This is a genomic window from Caulobacter sp. SLTY (assembly GCF_009905535.1).
Taxonomy (GTDB): domain Bacteria; phylum Pseudomonadota; class Alphaproteobacteria; order Caulobacterales; family Caulobacteraceae; genus Caulobacter.
The window spans coordinates 44,056-59,489 of record NZ_JAAALA010000026.1; the positions used below are offsets into that span (position 1 = coordinate 44,056).

Below are 15,434 nucleotides of genomic sequence, written 5' to 3' on the forward strand. Positions count from 1 at the left end.
CCGCACAAAAATGCGGCGGCGCAGCAAGCGCCTTCGGGCCGCGAGATCGGGAGCCTCCCATGAGCGACATCGTCATTGTTTCCGCCGCCCGCACCCCCGTCGGTTCGTTTAACGGCGCGCTGTCCAGCCTGCCGGCCCATGAGTTGGGCAAGGTGGCGATCAGCGCGGCGATCGAGCGGGCCGGGATTTCGCCGGCCGACGTGGACGAGGTGATCATGGGCCAGGTGCTGCAGGCGGGGGCGGGCCAGGGGCCGGCGCGGCAGGCGGCGGTGAACGCCGGCATCCCGGTGGAGAGCCCGGCCTGGAGCGTCAACCAGCTGTGCGGATCGGGTCTGCGGGCGGTGGCGCTGGCGGCGCAGCAGGTGGCGCAAGGCGACGCCTCCATCGTGGTGGCCGGCGGCCAGGAGAGCATGAGCCAGAGCCCGCACGCGGCCCAGCTGCGCAACGGGACCAAGATGGGCGACGTCGGCTTTGTCGACACCATGATCAAGGACGGGCTGATCGACGCCTTCCACGGCTATCACATGGGCCAGACGGCCGAGAACATCGCCGCCCGCTGGCAGATCACCCGCGCCGACCAGGACGAATTCGCCGTGGCCAGCCAGAACAAGGCGGAAGCCGCGCAGAAGGCCGGCAAGTTCGACGCCGAGATCGCCCCGGTGACCATCAAGGGCCGCAAGGGCGACACCGTGGTCGACAAGGATGAGTACATCCGCCACGGCGCTACCCTGGACAGCGTCTCGGGCCTGAAACCCGCCTTCAACAAGGAAGGCTCGGTGACCGCCGCTAATGCCTCGGGCCTGAACGACGGCGCGGCGGCCGTGGTGGTGATGAGCGCCGAGGAAGCAAAGAAGCGGGGCCTTAAACCCCTGGCGCGGATCGCCAGTTGGGCCCACGCCGGTGTCGAGCCGGAGATCATGGGCACCGGGCCGATCCCGGCCATGAAGAAGGCGCTGGAGAAAGCCGGCTGGAAGGTTTCGGACCTCGATCTGGTGGAAAGCAACGAGGCCTTTGCCGCCCAGTCGCTGAGCGTGGTGCGGGAGCTGGGCCTCGACCCGGCCAAGACCAATGTCAACGGCGGGGCGATCGCCATCGGCCATCCGATCGGGGCCAGCGGCGCGCGCATCCTGACCACCCTTCTGCACGAGATGCAGCGATCGGGCGCCAAGAAGGGGGCCGCCACCCTGTGCGTCGGCGGGGGCATGGGAGTGGCCATGTGCCTGGAGGCTCTCTGATCCGCCGATTCCCCGTGGCCTTTCCGAGGCGGGCTCGCCTAAGGTGAGAAAACGGGGAAGCAGGAAGGGAATTTCATGAGCAGGGTTGCATTCGTCACCGGCGGCACGCGCGGCATCGGCCGGGCCATCGTCGAGCGGCTCAAGGCCGACGGCATGAAGGTGGCCGCCGGCTACAGCGGCAACGAGGAGGCGGCCAAGGCCTGCGCCGACGAGTTGGGCGTGATGGTGGTCAAGGGCAACGTCGGCAGCTTCGACGACTGCAAGAAGGCCGCCGACGCGGTGGCCGCGGAACTCGGCCCCATCGACGTGCTGGTCAACAACGCCGGGATCACCCGCGACGGCTTCTTCCACAAGATGAGCTACGAGCAGTGGTCGGAAGTGATCCGGGTCAACATGGACTCGGCCTTCAACATGACCCGCCAGGTGATCGACGGCATGCGCAACCAGGGCTGGGGCCGGGTGGTGAATATCAGCTCGATCAACGGCCAGAAGGGCCAAGTCGGCCAGACCAACTACAGTGCCGCCAAGGCGGGCCTGATCGGCTTCACAAAGGCCCTGGCCCTGGAGAACGCCAAGAAGGGGATCACCGTCAACGTGATCTGCCCCGGCTACATCGACACCGAGATGGTGGCGGCGGTGCCGCAGAACGTGCTGGACGGGATCATCGCCGGCATCCCGGTCGGGCGGCTGGGCAAGGGCGAGGAGATCGCGGACATGGTCTCCTACCTGTCGGGCGAGCGGGCCGGATTCGTGACTGGGGCGACGTTCACGCTGAACGGCGGTCAATATCTGGCTTCCTAGAGGGCTGTGACGGCGCGGCCACAGTGCCGCGCCCGTCTCACCCGCGCCTTGATCCGGTACCCGCGCCAGTCCAAGATTCGCCCCAGTCGGAGCGCAGACACCGGGGCATGGCCGTAACGGGTGCGAGAATACCAGCCGCCGCCTTGGCGCTGGCAGCGGTGTTTGTCGGGCTCGCGCCCGGCGCACTCGCGCAACCCCGGTCAGGGGGTGAGAGGGGCGGATCGCCCCTCGGCGCATTGGGCGACATGCTGTTCCCTGACAAGCAGGGCACGTCCCGTCGGCCGCCGCCGCCGCCGGTCGGCCGCTATGTCTCTGAATCGGGCCAGGCCTTCGTTCTCGACAGGTCGACGGGCAAACCGATGCTGCGTTTCGAGGGCAGCAACGAAATCTGGGTTTTGGAGCCGCATACCGGGGCTCGCGGTGACGTACTTTACAAGAACGACGCCGGGCGGGTGGTGCTGCGCGACACCCGGGTCGGCGGGCTGACCCTGTTCACACCGGATCGCCGCGAAGGGGCCGCCGCGGCCCTGGCGGGGGAGTCCAATCCGATCCGGATCACGCCAGTGTCGCCCAAGGCCCTGCTCCAGCGGCTGGTGTCTTCCAGCAGCCTGGCGAGCCGCGCGGCCCGCCGGCAAATTCTGTTCGAGGCAGAGGCCAGTCCGGCGTCATCGGCCCTGATCGCCGACGCCTCCATCGTGACCGCTGAGACGCTGGTTCGAATGTCGCGCTCGGCGGGCGGCCGCGAACAGCTGGCGCGGGTCAATCGGGTGTTCATCACCGAGGGACCCCGCCCCGGCGTCCTGCTGCGCCAGGGGGTGCTGATCGTGATCGTCACGCCGCACCTGGGCCTGGGCGGGCGGCCGTCGTCCGAACGGGTCACCTTCGCCACCAGCCGATAGCGCAACGGGTAATCTCCCCTCGTCGCGTTGAGCTTCCCGCGCGATAGCTGGAAGAAATTTGCCTCGCTCCGGGCGACCTATCCGAATCTCAGCGGGGTTTCAGGTCCAGGCCGGTGGCGGCCACCTGCTGGACCAGCTGGGCAAAGCGCTGGCTGATCGCCAGGCCGCCGGCCAGGATGTCCGGTTGCTGGATGCGGTCGATGCGCGAGCGGTAGCCGCCCGGCGCCTTGTCGACCCAGCCACGGTCGACGAACTCGACCAGCCGTCGACGCACGATCTCATAAGGGATGTTCAGGCGGTCAGCGATCTGGCGCGGTTTGGCCGGCGGGCGCAGGTTGTCGGGGGGCGGGGTGTCTGCGCCGGCATAGCGTCGGGCCAGCAGCGGGTCGTTGGTGATCAGGGCGGCGTTGGCGCTCATCAGGGCGACGAAGATCAGGGCATTGACCATCGACCCGTGCGGCCCCGCGCCGGCGTCCAGAACCCGAAGCAGGAAACCCTGGATCAGACGATGCGCCGCCTGTTCGGCCGAAGGCTGGTCGCTGGCCGGCGGAGGCGGGGCCCCACCCAGGAACACCTCCGGTCCCAGGCCCAGCCGGCCAAGGGTGGCGGTAAGCCGGCGATAGCCTTCCAGGCAGCGGACAGCGTCGGCCCGCGCGGCTTCGGCGTCCAGGCGCGTGGCGGCGGGCCGGTGGCCCTCGACCATACGGCAGTAGCCTGCGGCCTCCAGCTCGCGGACCTTGCGGCGGGTGGTTTCGAAGGGAAGGCTGAGCGAACGGGAAAGGGCGCGGATCGAGATCGGCCGGCCATCGCCCTCGCCAACCTGCAGCATGGCCAGCCAGGTAATCGCCCGCACGAAGTCGCCCTCGTGCCGGCCCGCCAGCACGCCAGCCTCATCGAGCAGGTACTCGGCGGCGCAGCGAAAGATCAGGCGCTGCAGGGCGCGGCGGGAATCGGGATCGGGTCCCCAGTCGGACATTGCTTGAGCCTCGAATCCGACCCGTTTCGAGGAGAAATCCGCCGCCGTCCACAGGACGTTTGGCCGCAGACAGAACGCCGTTACGGGCTCCAGCCGGGCAGGGCCATCTCGAAGCCCTCGAAGGTGAAGCCGGGCGCGACCGTGCAGCCGACCAGGGTCCAGTCGCCGGTCGAACGGGCGCTCTGCCACAGACCGGTGGGCACGACCAGCTGAGGGCGTTCGCCGGAGGCCAGGTCGTTGCCGAGCAGGCGGGTGATGGCCGGCTGACCGTCGGCCGCGACCCGCAGGGCCAGGGGCGCGCCGTCGTAGAAGTGCCAGACCTCGGCGGCGTCGACCCGGTGCCAGGCGCTCTCCTGGCCCTCCGTGAGCAGGAAGAAGATCGCGGTGGACTTGGCGCGGCCGTCCGGGCCTGGCTCGTCGCGGAAGGTTTCCTTGAACCAGCCGCCCTCGGGGTGGGGGGCGAGGTCGAGGAGGGCGATGATCTCCTGCGCGCCTATCTCCGGGGCGTCGCTCACCCCTTGAACCCGTCCTTGGCCGCGCGGACGGCGCCGAAGGCCTCCGCCGGGTCGGCGATGTCGGGCCGCAGGATCGGCGCGCGCAGGAAGGGGTTGGTTGCCAGTTCGAGGGCGATGGTGGTCGGCACCGTGGGTTCACCGCGCTCGCGGGCGGCGAAGATGGCCTCGGCCCGGGTCTTCAAAGGCTCGCTGTCGTCGACCGACAGGGCGAAGCGGGCGTTGGAGGCCGTATATTCGTGGGCGCAGTAGACGGTTGTGTCTTCCGGCAACTGCGCGATCCGCTGCAGGCTGGCCCACATCTGTTGGGCGTCGCCTTCGAACAGGCGGCCGCAGCCGAGCGCGAACAGGGTGTCGCCGACGAAGGCGATGGAGTCGGCGGCGTCGTGGAAGGTGACGTGGCCCAGGGTGTGGCCGCCGGTGTCGATCACGTCAAAGCGGGTCTCGCCAAGCATCACCACGTCGCCGTGGACCACCACCCGGTCAGGCGCGGCGATGCGGGAGACCTCGGCCGGGCCGACGACGGTGCAGCCGGTGGCGGCCTTCAGGGCCTCGTTGCCGCCGGCGTGGTCGGGGTGCCAGTGGGTGTTGAGGATCAGGTGCAGATCCCAGCCGGCGGCGGCCAGCTCACGCTTGATCGCCTCGGCGTCCGGCGTGTCGATGCAGGCGACCAGGCCGCTGGCCTCGTCGCGGGCCAGGAAGCCGTAGTTGTCGGACAGGCAGGGGAACTGCCGGACGGTCAGGGTCATGCCTTCGCCTCAAAGCGTGAGTCAAACCCGCCATAGGGTGACGCGGGCCGTGTCGCCATCCTACATATGTTCTCTCAAGCTGGAGATGAAATGCGCCGGGACGTGCTCGAGCTTCGCGCCTTCTACGCCTCGCCGCGCGGAGCGGCGGCGCGCGAGATGCTCGGCCGCAAGGTGCTTGAGGCCTGGGGCGACTGTTCGGGGCTGGATGTGCTGGGGCTGGGCTATGCCACGCCCTTCCTCGATCCCTTGAGGCCGAAGGCGCGGCGGGTGATCGCCGCCATGCCGGCCGCCCAGGGGGTGGAGGTCTGGCCGGGCGGACGAGGGAACCTGACCGTGCTGGCCGACGAGTTCGCCCTGCCGCTGGCCAACGCCCTGTTCGACCGGATCCTCTGTGTGCATGCGCTGGAGGAGAGCGAGAGCGCGCCGGCCCTGCTGAACGAGGTGTGCCGGGTGCTGGCGCCGTCGGGGCGGGTCATCGTGGCGGCAGCGGCGCGCAACGGCCTGTGGTCGAACGCCGAGGGCACGCCGTTCGGGCATGGGCGACCGTTCACACGTGGACAGCTGGAGACGCTGTTGCGCGAGGCGGGGCTAGAGCCCACCGGCTACACCCGCGCCCTCTATGCGCCACCGTTCGGCTGGGCGGCAGGCTGGGCCGACGGGTTCGAGCAGATCGGGGCGCGGCTGTGGCCGGGATTTGCCGGGCTGGTGCTGATCGAGGCGGTGAAACAGACCTTCGCCGTCAAGCCGCGCGGGTCGCGGGCCCGCATCCAGAGCCGCGCGCCCGGAATTTTGGCGCCTGTGCCGGCTACCCGGGATTTGCGGCGCAAGTGCTTTGACGGCAAAGAGCCGCGCGCCTAGCTTGACCTCGATTTGGAGCCTCCCGCCATGAAGATGATCGTTGCTGTGATCAAGCCCAGCCGCCTTGACGCGGTGCTCGACGCGGTCACCGAGGCCGGCGCCTCCGGCCTTACGGTCACCGAGGTGCGCGGCTATGGCCGCCAGAAGGGCAAGACCGAAGTCTATCGCGGCGCCGAGTACGAGGTGAAGCTGCTGCCCAAGGTGAAGCTGGAAATCGCGGTGTCGGACGACATCGTCGAGACGGTGGTCGAGGCCATCGTCCGTAGCGCAAATTCCCAGAAGATCGGCGATGGCAAGGTGTTCGTGCTGGACCTGGAGCAGGCCTTGCGGATCCGCACGGGCGAGCGGGACGCGGCAGCGATCACGGGGTGACGCCAGAGGAGCGTGAAGAAGCGCAACGGCGGATGGGATATCTGAGATCGCTATGCAGCGAAGACTACCCTTTGCTTGGCGAAGAACTGTTGTTGGTCGTAATGGGCCGCAGCGAGATCGAGCAGCTTGAGAAGCAGCTTTTGATCGCTGGCGAGCCACCGCTCGAGGTCAGCGAGTTCGACCGCGCCTTGCGCGAGGTCGCGGCAAGCCAGCGAAAGATGTTCCTGGCGGAACTCGGCACGGCCCGCAAAATGGGCGCGGACGAGTGGGCTCGCCGAATTCTGGACAGCGGCGCCGGGAACAAACCATAGTCCCCCGCGCAAACAGGGGGAGTGACGGGTGAGCGGCTGGACCTTGGGGATCATTGGCGGGTCCGGGCTTTACGATATCGCCGGGCTGGAAGACCGCCGGACGGTCGAGGTGGCCTCGCCGTTCGGGACGCCGTCGGCGGCGATTACCCTGGGCCGTATCGGAGCGGTGAAGCTGGCCTTCCTGCCGCGTCATGGGATTGGTCACCGACTGTCGCCGACGGACGTCAACGCCCGCGCCAATATTGACGCGTTGAAACGGGTCGGCTGCACTGATGTGCTGTCGCTGTCGGCGGTCGGGTCGCTGGCCGAGCATCTGCCGCCGGGCGCCTTCGTAACGGTCGGGCAGTACATCGACCGCACCTTCGCACGGGCCAAGAGCTTCTACGGCGCGGGGATGGTCGCCCATGTGTCGATGGCCGATCCGGTCTGTCCGCGCCTGTCGGGCTTCGCGGCCGAGGCGGCGCGGGCGGCGGGGGCCGAGGTCGAGGAGGGGGTCACCTATCTGGCCATGGAGGGCCCGCAGTTCTCGACCCGGGCCGAGAGCCGGCTCTATCGATCCTGGGGTTGCCAGGTGATCGGGATGACCGGCATGCCGGAGGCCAAGCTGGCCCGGGAGGCGGAGCTGCCCTACGCCTGCGTCGGCATGGTCACCGACTATGACGCCTGGCGCGAGGACGAGGCGGGGGTGGAGGTCACCGACGTCCTCGCCGTGCTGACCGCCAACGCCGCTCGCGCCCGCACCCTGGTCGAGCATCTGGCCAGGGCCCTGCCGGCGGAGCGGGCCGCCTCGCCGATCGACACCTGCCTCGACTACGCGCTGATCACTGCCCCATCGGCCCGCGACCCGGCGGTTCTCGCCAGGCTGGACGCGGTAGCCGGCCGCGTTCTCAAAGCCAGCGCCACGCCATGAGCAAGGCCGCTCCCGCGCCGCGCACGACCGAGGCCCAGCGCCTGGACGCCTTCGTCGACGCCGCCTTCGCCTTCGCGGTCACCCTGCTGCTGATTGCCGGAGCCGAGCCGATCACCTCGATCGCGGGGTTGAAGACGGCGCTGCTGAATATCCCGGCCAGCGCCGGCAGCTTCGCCCTGGTGGCCGTCTTCTGGTCGGCGCACCGAGGCTATGGCCGGCTTGCCCCCGCGCGCGATGCGGTCTCGACCCTCCTCAGCCTGGCCATTGTCTTTGCGGTGCTGGTCTATGTCTTCCCGCTGCGGATGCTGGTCAGTTCCGGTTTCCACTACATGAGCGGTGGGGTGCTGCCGGGCTCGGCGATGATCCAGAGCCTGAGCGACCTCAAGCTGCTCTACGTAGTCTACGGTCTGGGGTTCGCCTTCCTGGCGCTGCTGTTCGTGCTGCTGTTCCGCCATACCGCCAGGGTGGGCGAGCGGTTGGGCGCCTCGGCGGAGGGCCGGGCCGACGCGGCCGAGTCGGCGGTGATCTGGACGATCTGCGGCCTGTCCGGCCTGGTCTCGGCCCTGCTGGCGGTGATCGGCCCGATGCGGGCCGCGCCCTACCTGCCGGGCTTCTGCTACTGGCTGATCCCCCTGGCGATCTACGGCCGCTATGCGCTTGTCCGCCGCGCCAACCGGCGCAAGGCCCCGCAAGACACCGAGCAGGCTTGACGTAGAGAACTTTGGATCGCAAAGTGTATCTTCAGCATCTGGGAGGAGCGCCATGCGCCGTCTGTTCGTTGGTTTGAGTTTCGCCGCCACCCTGACCGTGGCCGCCTTGGGCGTCAGCGCCCCGGCCCTGGCCCAGCAACTTAGCGAGCAAGCCGTCGCGGCCCGCATGAAGGCCCAGAAGGAGGCTCTCGCGCCCCTCGCCCGCATGGACGGGGAATGGCGTGGCACGGCCTGGATCGCCGACCGCACCGGCAAGCGCACCGTGCTGGTTCAGACTGAGCGGGTCGGCGACATGCTGGACGGCACGGTGAAGGTCATCGAAGGCCGGGGGTTCGAGGACGGCAAGCCGGTGTTCAACGCCTTCGCCCAGATCAGCTACGACCCCGACAAGAAGACCATGACCATGAGGTCCTACACCCGCGGCATGCAGGGAGACTTCCCGATCGAGGCCACCGCCGACGGCTTCGTGTGGACCATCCCCGCCGGGCCGAACGCGGTGATCCGCTACACGGCCGTGATCAAGGACGGGACCTGGGTCGAGAAGGGCGAGTATGTGCCCAATGGCGGCCAGGGCATGCAGTTCATGGAAATGAATCTGAAGCGGGTCGGCGATACGAAGTGGCCGGCCGAGGGCGGGCTGGGGCCGAAGTAGGGTCTATTCCTCGCCCTTGCTGCCCGCCGCCCGGTGGAACAGCTGCAGGGTTCGGAGGCGGGCGAGTTTGGCGGAGTCCGAGTGGTAATCCTTGCGGCGGTCCGAGAAGAACCCGTGGCCGGCGTCGTAGAGATAGATGGGGAGGTCCGGGTGCAGGGCCCGGATTTCCTCGACCCGGTCCATCGGGATGGAGGCGTCGGATTTCCCGAAGTGGAGGATGGTCTGGCAGCGGGGGGTCTCTTCCTTCAGTTCACTGATCCGCCGGCCGTAGAAGGAAGAGGCGGCCGTCACCCCGTCGCAGCGGCAGGCGGCCAGCCAGGTGGCGGCGCCGCCCCAGCAGTAGCCGGCGACGAAGACGGGGCCTTTTGCGCGCAGGGCGTCGATGGCGGCTTGGCAGTCGCCCGCCACCTGATCCCACGGCGTCGTGTTCGAGTAGCGGACGCCCTTGGCGATGCTGTCCTCGTCGTAGGCGGCTTCGAAGCCGCGTTCGAGACGGTCGTAAAAGCAGGGGGCGATGACTTCGTAGCCGTCCGCGGCGAAGCCGTCGGCCAGTTCGCGGATGTGGTCGGTGACCCCGAAAATCTCCTGGATCAGCACCAGGCCGCCGCGCCGGGCGTCTTCATGCGGCGCATGGTAGGCGTCGAGCTCGAAGCCGTCGAAGGGGCTGGTCAGCCGGATGGTCTCGCCCATCAGGCCGCGCCGTTGGCTTCGAACAGGGCCAGGGTCCGCTCGCGGGCCAGCTGTGCGTCGCCGGGGTCGGAGTCGGGGCGGCCGTCGTTGTTGAAGCCGTGCCCGGAGGCTTCGTAGATGTAGACAGGCACTTCGGGATGGGCGGCGGTGACCTTGGCGCTGACCTCGTCGGCGGGAATGTGGGCGTCCTTGCGGCCGAGATGGACGATCACCGGGCAGGAGAGGGGCAGGCCGGCCATGCCGGCGATCTGGCCGCCGTAGTAGCTGGACCCGGCGGCGAGGCCTTTGACGCGGTTGGCGGCCAGCCAGACCATGGTGCCGCCGTAGCAATACCCGACGATGAACACCGGCCCGCGATCCTTGAGGAAATCGACGCAGGCCTGGATGTCGCTCATGGCGTTGTCGGGGCCGTTGGCGGTGGCCAGCTTGACGCCGGCCTGCAGGCCTTCGGGGTCATGCTCGGCGGTGAAGCCGGGCTCGCCCCGGTCAAACATCGAGGGGGCCAGCACCTCGAACCCAAGGGCCGACCAGCGGGCGACGTCGGCCTGGACGTATTGGTCGAGGCCGAAAATCTCCTGGATGACGATGACCCCGCCCCGGCGGTCGCCCTGTGGCTGGGCGTGCAGCGCTTCGAACTCGAAGCCGTCGTGGGCGCTGGTCAGGCGGATGCGGTCGGTCATGGGGTTTCCTTGTTTGGCCAAGGATCGCACAGGGTCGGGGGCGCTCGCTAGGGCACGATGCTGCTGAGCAGCGGCCCGATTTCGCCGTTCAGCACCAAGTCGGCGTAGGGGTCCTGTTCGGTCGGCTCGCGGTTGACGATCACCAGGCGCGCCCCGTTCCGCTTGGCCAGAAGGGGGAAGCCGGCGGCGGGGTAGACGACCAGGGAGGAGCCGAGGACGATGAAGAGATCGCAGGACAGGGTCTCTTCCTCGGCGCGGGCCATCGGACCCTCGGGCATCGACTGGCCAAAGGAGATGGTGGCGGTCTTCACGATGGAGCCGCAGGCGCGGCAGGCGGGGATTTCGCCGCGCTCGACGAAGGCGGGCTTGAGGTGGTGCAGCTCGTGGCGCAGGCCGCAGTCCAGGCAGGTGGCGTAACTGGCGTTGCCGTGCAGCTCGATCACCCGCTCGTCGGGGATGCCGCTGTCCTGGTGCAGGTTGTCGACGTTCTGGGTGATCACCGCCGAGACCTTGCCGGCGGCCACCAGTCGGGCGACCGCATCATGGCCGGCGTTGGGGCTGCGGCCGGTCCAGCCGGCGGTGCCGTTGAAGGCGCGGGTCCAGGCCTCGCGGCGTTTGTCCGCGCTGGCGACGAAGTCCTGGAACATGATCGGCTTCATCTTCGACCAGACCCCGCCGGGGCTGCGAAAGTCGGGAATGCCGGATTCGGTGGAGATGCCGGCTCCGGTGAACACCACGGCGCGCTCTGAGGCCTCGATCAGGGCGGCAAGTTTCGCCGCGCTCATGGGGCGTAGCTCGACCGGGCCTTCACACCCCAATGGCCGTTTTCCAGGGTGACCACATAGATGGAATCGAAGCCGCCGATGACGCTGCGATCGGCGCGATAGCGGGTGAAGCGGGTGTCGAAATGCACCTTGTCGGGGCCGGCGTGGATGACCTCGCGCCGCTCCCAGGCCGAGTGATGCCAATCGCTCAGGACGCCTTGCTCGAACATCTCCGGCTTGTGGTAGCCGGGCTCGATGATGGCCAACGTGCCGGAGGCCAGCCGCACGCTCGGGAAGTTGAACGTCGCCTCCCAGGCGGGCAGGTCCCGCGCGTTGAAGGCGGCCATGAAAGCGTCGAGGCAGGCATTGGCGCCGGCGATGGCATCAGCATGATCGGTCATGCTGACAGGCTAGCGGCGACGCCGCGGCTGGCAAGGGGGACTGGTTCGGCGCGCAGCGGCGTACCTGTCCCCGGTCGGCGCGGAAGGTGGCCGCCTGGCGCGGTCCAACCGTTGGAGCGCGGGCGGCTGGTGCGAGGGGCGGTCTTCGGCCGGTGCTGACCGGGGACAGGTAGCCCTGCGGGCAACCAGTCCCCAAGGGCCGATCAGACGTTGAAGCGGAAGTGCATCACGTCGCCGTCCTTGACGACGTATTCCTTGCCTTCGGAGCGCATCTTGCCGGCTTCCTTGGCGCCCGCCTCGCCGTTCAGGCGGACGAAGTCGTCGTAGGCGATGGTCTCGGCGCGGATGAAGCCCTTCTCGAAGTCGGTGTGGATGACGCCGGCCGCCTGGGGCGCGGTGTCGCCGACGTGGATGGTCCAGGCGCGGGCTTCCTTGGGGCCGACCGTGAAGTAGGTCTGCAGGCCCAACAGCTTGTAGGCTTCGTGGATCAGGCGATTGAGGCCGGGCTCTTCGAGGCCCAGGGCGCCAAGGAACTCGGCACGTTCCTCGGGGTCGAGCATGGCGACCTCGCTCTCGATCTGCGCCGAGATGACCACGCTGTTGGCGTTATCCTTGCGGGCGCGTTCGGCGACCAGGTCGGAGAATTTGTTGCCCTTGTCGGCGCTGCCTTCGTCGACATTGCTAACATAGAGGGCCGGCAGGGAGGTCAGCAGCTGCAGCATGGCCCAGGCCTTGGCGTCTTCCTTGTCGACCTTGGCGGTGCGGGCCGGGCGGCCCTCGTTCAGCTGGGCCAGGGCCAGGTTGACGAGGCGCAGAGTGGTGGCGGCCTCCTTGTCCTGGCGGGCGCGCTTTTCGAGGTTGGGAACGCGCTTTTCCAGGCTCTCGAGGTCGGCCAGCATCAGCTCGGTCTCGATGATCTCCAGGTCGGAGATGGGGTCGATGCGGCCCTCGACGTGGGTGATGTCGTCATCCTCGAAGCAGCGGGTGACGAAGGCCACGGCGTCGCAGTCGCGGATGTTGGCCAGGAACTGGTTGCCCAGGCCCTCGCCCTTGGAGGCGCCGCGCACCAGGCCGGCGACATCGACGAAGTTGATGCGGGCCGGAATGATCTCCTTGGAGCCGGCGATGGCCGCCAGCTTGTCGAGCCGCGCCTCGGGCACCGCCACGTCGCCGACGTTCGGCTCGATGGTGCAGAACGGATAGTTGGCCGCCTGGGCCGCCGCCGTCTGGGTCAGGGCGTTGAACAGGGTCGATTTGCCGACGTTGGGCAGGCCGACGATCGCGACTTTCAGGGCCATGGCAGTGCTTTGGAATCCGGTAGGCGGGGAAGGTCGGGCGACCTAGCACGTCAGGCCGGCAAAGGCGAATGACTCAGGCCTTTGCGATGGCGTCAGCGGCGAAGTCGCGCCAGGCGCGGGCTTCCTTCTTGAACTGGCCGGTGGCTCGCCCAGTTCGCCCAGTATTTCCAGCAACGGCAGGGCCTCGCCGGGACAGTCCAGTTCGAGCAGGCCGCGAGCGGCCGAACAACCGTCAATCGCCTTCGCGCGACAGCTTGCGGGGATCGGCCTTGGGGGCGGGGGCGAGACGCATGACCTCGGCCTGGTAGCGTTCGTCGTCGCCCGCGGCGGCGAAGGGCAGGGCGTCGCAGATGGCTTCCAGCATCGGGTCCAGCCAGACACGGTCGACCTTGTGGAAGTCGCTGAGGACGTGGGGCATGACCAGGTCCTTGTCGCCCGGGTGACCGACGCCGATCCGCGCCCGGCGGAAGTCGGGGCCGAGGACGGCAATGGTCGAGCGGATGCCGTTGTTGCCGGCCGCGCCACCGCCGGTCTTCATCCGAAAGCGACCGGGGGCCAGGTCGATCTCGTCATGGAAGACGATGACCTGTGCGGGCGGGATCTTGAAGTACTTGGCGGCCTCGCCGATCGAGCGTCCGCTCTCGTTGTAGAACTGCTGGGGCTTGACCAGGACGGCGCGGGTCCCGTCGATATCGCCTTCGCAGGCCAGGCCGTTAAACTTGGCTCGCCAGGGCGAGAAGCCCCAGCGCCGGGCGATGGCCTCGACGGCCACCCAGCCGACGTTGTGCCGGGTCCTGGCGTAGCGTTCGCCCGGATTGCCGAGGCCGGCGAGCAGCAGCATGGCGGGTCCTTCTCATGCAAATGCGGCCAGGCGTCGCCGCCTGACCGCATTCGAAAGGCTTGAATGCCTGGAAGCGTCTTTAAGCTTCGGCGTCGCCCGCGTTGGCTTCGTCGTTGATTTCCGACAGAGCGGCCGAGGACACCTTCAGGGTGGCGATCACGAAATCACGGTCGGTGATGGTCGCGGTCACGCCCTTGGGCAGGGTGATGTCGCTCATCCGGATGGTGTCGCCCATCTCGCGCTCGCTGAGGTCGACGACCAGTTCCTCGGGGATGGCGTTAGCCGGGCATTCCAGCTCGACGTCGTGGCGGACGATCTCCAGCGAGCCGCCCTTCTTCAGGCCGGGGCTGACGTCCTGGCCGGTGAAGTGGACCGGAACGTTGATCCGCACCGTGCCCTTTTCATCGACCCGCATCAGGTCGAAGTGGAAGGGGTTGTCGGTGACGGGGTGGAATTGCACGTCCTTGGCGATGACCGGCTGGCTTTCGTCGCCGTACTTCAGCGTCACCAGGTGGCCCAGCAGCTTGCCGGTGTAGAGCGCCTTGCGGAACTCGTTTTCCTTGACCGCGATGGCCACCGGGGCCTTGTCGCCGCCGTACAGGATGCCGGGGACCTTGCCCCCGCGACGGGCTTCACGGGCGCCGCCGGTGCCGGTGCGGTCGCGAACTTCGACGTTGAGGATGATCTCGGCCATGTTTCTGGTCTCAAAACGAAGTCGCCGCGCGAAGACTCCGCGCGGCGACGGTCGGTGAATTTAGGGTGGCGGTCGATACACCCTTTGGGACCGGAGCGCAACGGCTCCGGTAAGGATTCAGCCGCCCTTGCCTTTCGGCTTCGCCGGGGCTTTGGCGGCCGGCTTGGCCGGGGCCTTGCTGGTCGCGACCACGACCGGAGGCGGGGGCTCCACCGGCATCGGGGCGCCGGCGCTCTTGAGGGTGCACTGCCCGGTGTCGATCAGCACATGCTGGCCCAGGCAGAAGACGTCCTCGTAGTGCGGCTTGGCGGCGGCCAGGCACTGGTAGAGCATCAGCTTGGACATGTTCAGGCAGAACATCGACGGCTCGTCGTGGAACAGCGGGCCGAGCGCGACCACCTTGTCGTCTCCCGCTTCACCCAGAGCCGCCAGGGCCGCCAGGGCCAGGCCGCGAACCACGACGGGCGACCAGGGCTGAGACACGGTCTGGCCGACCACGCCTTCCGGACCGGTCGGCGAGCCGCCGTTCAGACTGGCCAACTGCATGCGGCTGACCTCGTCGATGTCGCCCCGGATCGGGGTGGACGACAGGGTGCGGACGTGGGCCAGGCGGCCCTCGCGGTCCGGCACGAACTCCTTGGACCACTTCTGGCGCTGGACATCATAGGCCGACATCTTCACCGCGCGGCCGGTCAGCAGCACCTTGGTGCCCTCGCCGCCCAGAGCCGAGACGATCAGCCCAGCGGCGCGCTCGGCGCCGGGGAAGTTGGTGACGGTATAGGGGTTGGCCAGGATCTGGGCCGCCAGGCGCTGGCGACCGGCCGGATCGACCGCGTGGACGCGGACGGCGGCCACGAATTCCTGGTCCTGCAGGGCGATGACCGCGGCATAGGCGATCGAACCGCGCAGCAGCTGCTTGGGCTCATAGGCGGCGCCGGCCTTCAGGGAACTGGACACCGACGGCCCGTCCTTCATCCCGGCCGGGGTGATCGCGGCGGCGCGGGTCATGTAGCCGCGCCAGGCGCTGGCTTCCTCGAACAGCTGGGCCGAAAGGTTGATGGCCGGCGGCGGCGGGGGCGGC

Annotated in this window: 20 protein-coding genes; 9 read left to right on the forward strand and 11 right to left on the reverse strand. The window is 68.5% G+C overall.

What is annotated here, in order from left to right; genetic code table 11:
* Positions 1-59 precede the first annotated feature (59 nt).
* The 3 genes from GVN21_RS14845 (at position 60) to GVN21_RS14855 (ending at position 2,935) form a co-directional block, all read left to right on the forward strand.
* Positions 60-1,235 (forward strand): acetyl-CoA C-acetyltransferase, encoded by a 1,176-nt coding sequence (locus GVN21_RS14845; protein ID WP_166575541.1) that lies wholly within the window; start codon positions 60-62, stop codon positions 1,233-1,235.
* A gap of 75 nt (positions 1,236-1,310) precedes the next feature.
* Positions 1,311-2,036: a beta-ketoacyl-ACP reductase gene (locus tag GVN21_RS14850; RefSeq protein WP_166575542.1), complete on the forward strand. Its 726-nt coding sequence runs from the start codon at positions 1,311-1,313 to the stop codon at positions 2,034-2,036.
* Between the two features lie 245 nt (positions 2,037-2,281).
* Entirely contained in the window at positions 2,282-2,935 is a 654-nt protein-coding gene (locus tag GVN21_RS14855) for a DUF4908 domain-containing protein (RefSeq protein ID WP_166575543.1), read from the forward strand.
* An 88-nt stretch (positions 2,936-3,023) separates the two neighbouring features.
* On the opposite strand, the gene GVN21_RS14860 is transcribed toward GVN21_RS14855, so the two are convergent.
* The 3 genes from GVN21_RS14860 to gloB form a co-directional block, all read right to left on the reverse strand.
* A complete protein-coding gene (locus GVN21_RS14860) occupies positions 3,024-3,911 on the reverse strand; it encodes a hypothetical protein (RefSeq protein ID WP_166575544.1) in 888 nt (295 codons plus the stop codon).
* An 80-nt stretch (positions 3,912-3,991) separates the two neighbouring features.
* Positions 3,992-4,426 (reverse strand): cupin domain-containing protein, encoded by a 435-nt coding sequence (locus tag GVN21_RS14865; protein WP_166575545.1) that lies wholly within the window; start codon positions 4,424-4,426, stop codon positions 3,992-3,994.
* Positions 4,423-5,172, reverse strand: a complete 750-nt coding sequence (gene gloB / locus GVN21_RS14870; RefSeq protein ID WP_166575546.1) for a hydroxyacylglutathione hydrolase — start codon at positions 5,170-5,172, stop codon at positions 4,423-4,425. Before gloB ends, GVN21_RS14865 begins: the two co-directional genes overlap by 4 nt.
* Positions 5,173-5,262: 90 nt before the next feature.
* Here gloB and GVN21_RS14875 point away from each other — a divergent pair, with 90 nt between their 5' ends.
* From GVN21_RS14875 to GVN21_RS14900, 6 genes are read left to right on the forward strand one after another with little or no spacing between them, the layout of a single operon-like run.
* Positions 5,263-6,030 carry a methyltransferase domain-containing protein gene (locus GVN21_RS14875; protein ID WP_166575547.1) on the forward strand — a complete coding sequence of 256 codons (768 nt, stop codon included), beginning with the start codon at positions 5,263-5,265 and terminating at the stop codon, positions 6,028-6,030.
* 27 nt (positions 6,031-6,057) lie between these two features.
* A complete protein-coding gene (locus GVN21_RS14880) occupies positions 6,058-6,402 on the forward strand; it encodes a P-II family nitrogen regulator (RefSeq protein WP_166575548.1) in 345 nt (114 codons plus the stop codon).
* Positions 6,399-6,713: a hypothetical protein gene (locus tag GVN21_RS14885; protein WP_166575549.1), complete on the forward strand. Its 315-nt coding sequence runs from the start codon at positions 6,399-6,401 to the stop codon at positions 6,711-6,713. Before GVN21_RS14880 ends, GVN21_RS14885 begins: the two co-directional genes overlap by 4 nt.
* Before the next feature lie 28 nt (positions 6,714-6,741).
* Complete coding sequence (gene mtnP, locus GVN21_RS14890; RefSeq protein ID WP_166575550.1) at positions 6,742-7,623, forward strand: S-methyl-5'-thioadenosine phosphorylase; 882 nt, start codon at positions 6,742-6,744, stop codon at positions 7,621-7,623.
* Positions 7,620-8,333: a TMEM175 family protein gene (locus GVN21_RS14895; protein ID WP_166575551.1), complete on the forward strand. Its 714-nt coding sequence runs from the start codon at positions 7,620-7,622 to the stop codon at positions 8,331-8,333. The genes mtnP and GVN21_RS14895 overlap by 4 nt, the downstream gene beginning before the upstream one ends.
* A gap of 52 nt (positions 8,334-8,385) precedes the next feature.
* Positions 8,386-8,985, forward strand: a complete 600-nt coding sequence (locus GVN21_RS14900; RefSeq protein ID WP_166575552.1) for a DUF1579 domain-containing protein — start codon at positions 8,386-8,388, stop codon at positions 8,983-8,985.
* 3 nt (positions 8,986-8,988) lie between these two features.
* On the opposite strand, the gene GVN21_RS14905 is transcribed toward GVN21_RS14900, so the two are convergent.
* The 8 genes from GVN21_RS14905 to GVN21_RS14940 all read right to left on the reverse strand — a co-directional run.
* Positions 8,989-9,675 (reverse strand): dienelactone hydrolase family protein, encoded by a 687-nt coding sequence (locus GVN21_RS14905; RefSeq protein ID WP_166575553.1) that lies wholly within the window; start codon positions 9,673-9,675, stop codon positions 8,989-8,991.
* Complete coding sequence (locus GVN21_RS14910; RefSeq protein WP_166575554.1) at positions 9,675-10,355, reverse strand: dienelactone hydrolase family protein; 681 nt, start codon at positions 10,353-10,355, stop codon at positions 9,675-9,677. The genes GVN21_RS14905 and GVN21_RS14910 overlap by 1 nt, the downstream gene beginning before the upstream one ends.
* Positions 10,356-10,402: 47 nt before the next feature.
* Positions 10,403-11,140, reverse strand: a complete 738-nt coding sequence (locus tag GVN21_RS14915) for a Sir2 family NAD-dependent protein deacetylase (RefSeq protein WP_166575555.1) — start codon at positions 11,138-11,140, stop codon at positions 10,403-10,405.
* Positions 11,137-11,520 carry a hypothetical protein gene (locus GVN21_RS14920; protein WP_166575556.1) on the reverse strand — a complete coding sequence of 128 codons (384 nt, stop codon included), beginning with the start codon at positions 11,518-11,520 and terminating at the stop codon, positions 11,137-11,139. The genes GVN21_RS14915 and GVN21_RS14920 overlap by 4 nt, the downstream gene beginning before the upstream one ends.
* A gap of 203 nt (positions 11,521-11,723) precedes the next feature.
* Entirely contained in the window at positions 11,724-12,818 is a 1,095-nt protein-coding gene (ychF, locus tag GVN21_RS14925) for a redox-regulated ATPase YchF (RefSeq protein WP_166575557.1), read from the reverse strand.
* A 232-nt stretch (positions 12,819-13,050) separates the two neighbouring features.
* On the reverse strand, positions 13,051-13,659 hold the full coding sequence (gene pth, locus GVN21_RS14930; RefSeq protein ID WP_166575558.1) for an aminoacyl-tRNA hydrolase: 609 nt from the start codon (positions 13,657-13,659) through the stop codon (positions 13,051-13,053).
* A 79-nt stretch (positions 13,660-13,738) separates the two neighbouring features.
* The gene (locus tag GVN21_RS14935; protein WP_166575559.1) at positions 13,739-14,353 is read right to left on the reverse strand and encodes a 50S ribosomal protein L25/general stress protein Ctc; all 615 of its coding nucleotides are present in this window, start codon (positions 14,351-14,353) and stop codon (positions 13,739-13,741) included.
* A 117-nt stretch (positions 14,354-14,470) separates the two neighbouring features.
* On the reverse strand, positions 14,471-15,434 hold a 964-nt coding region (locus GVN21_RS14940), incomplete at its 5' end, for a hypothetical protein (RefSeq protein ID WP_166575560.1).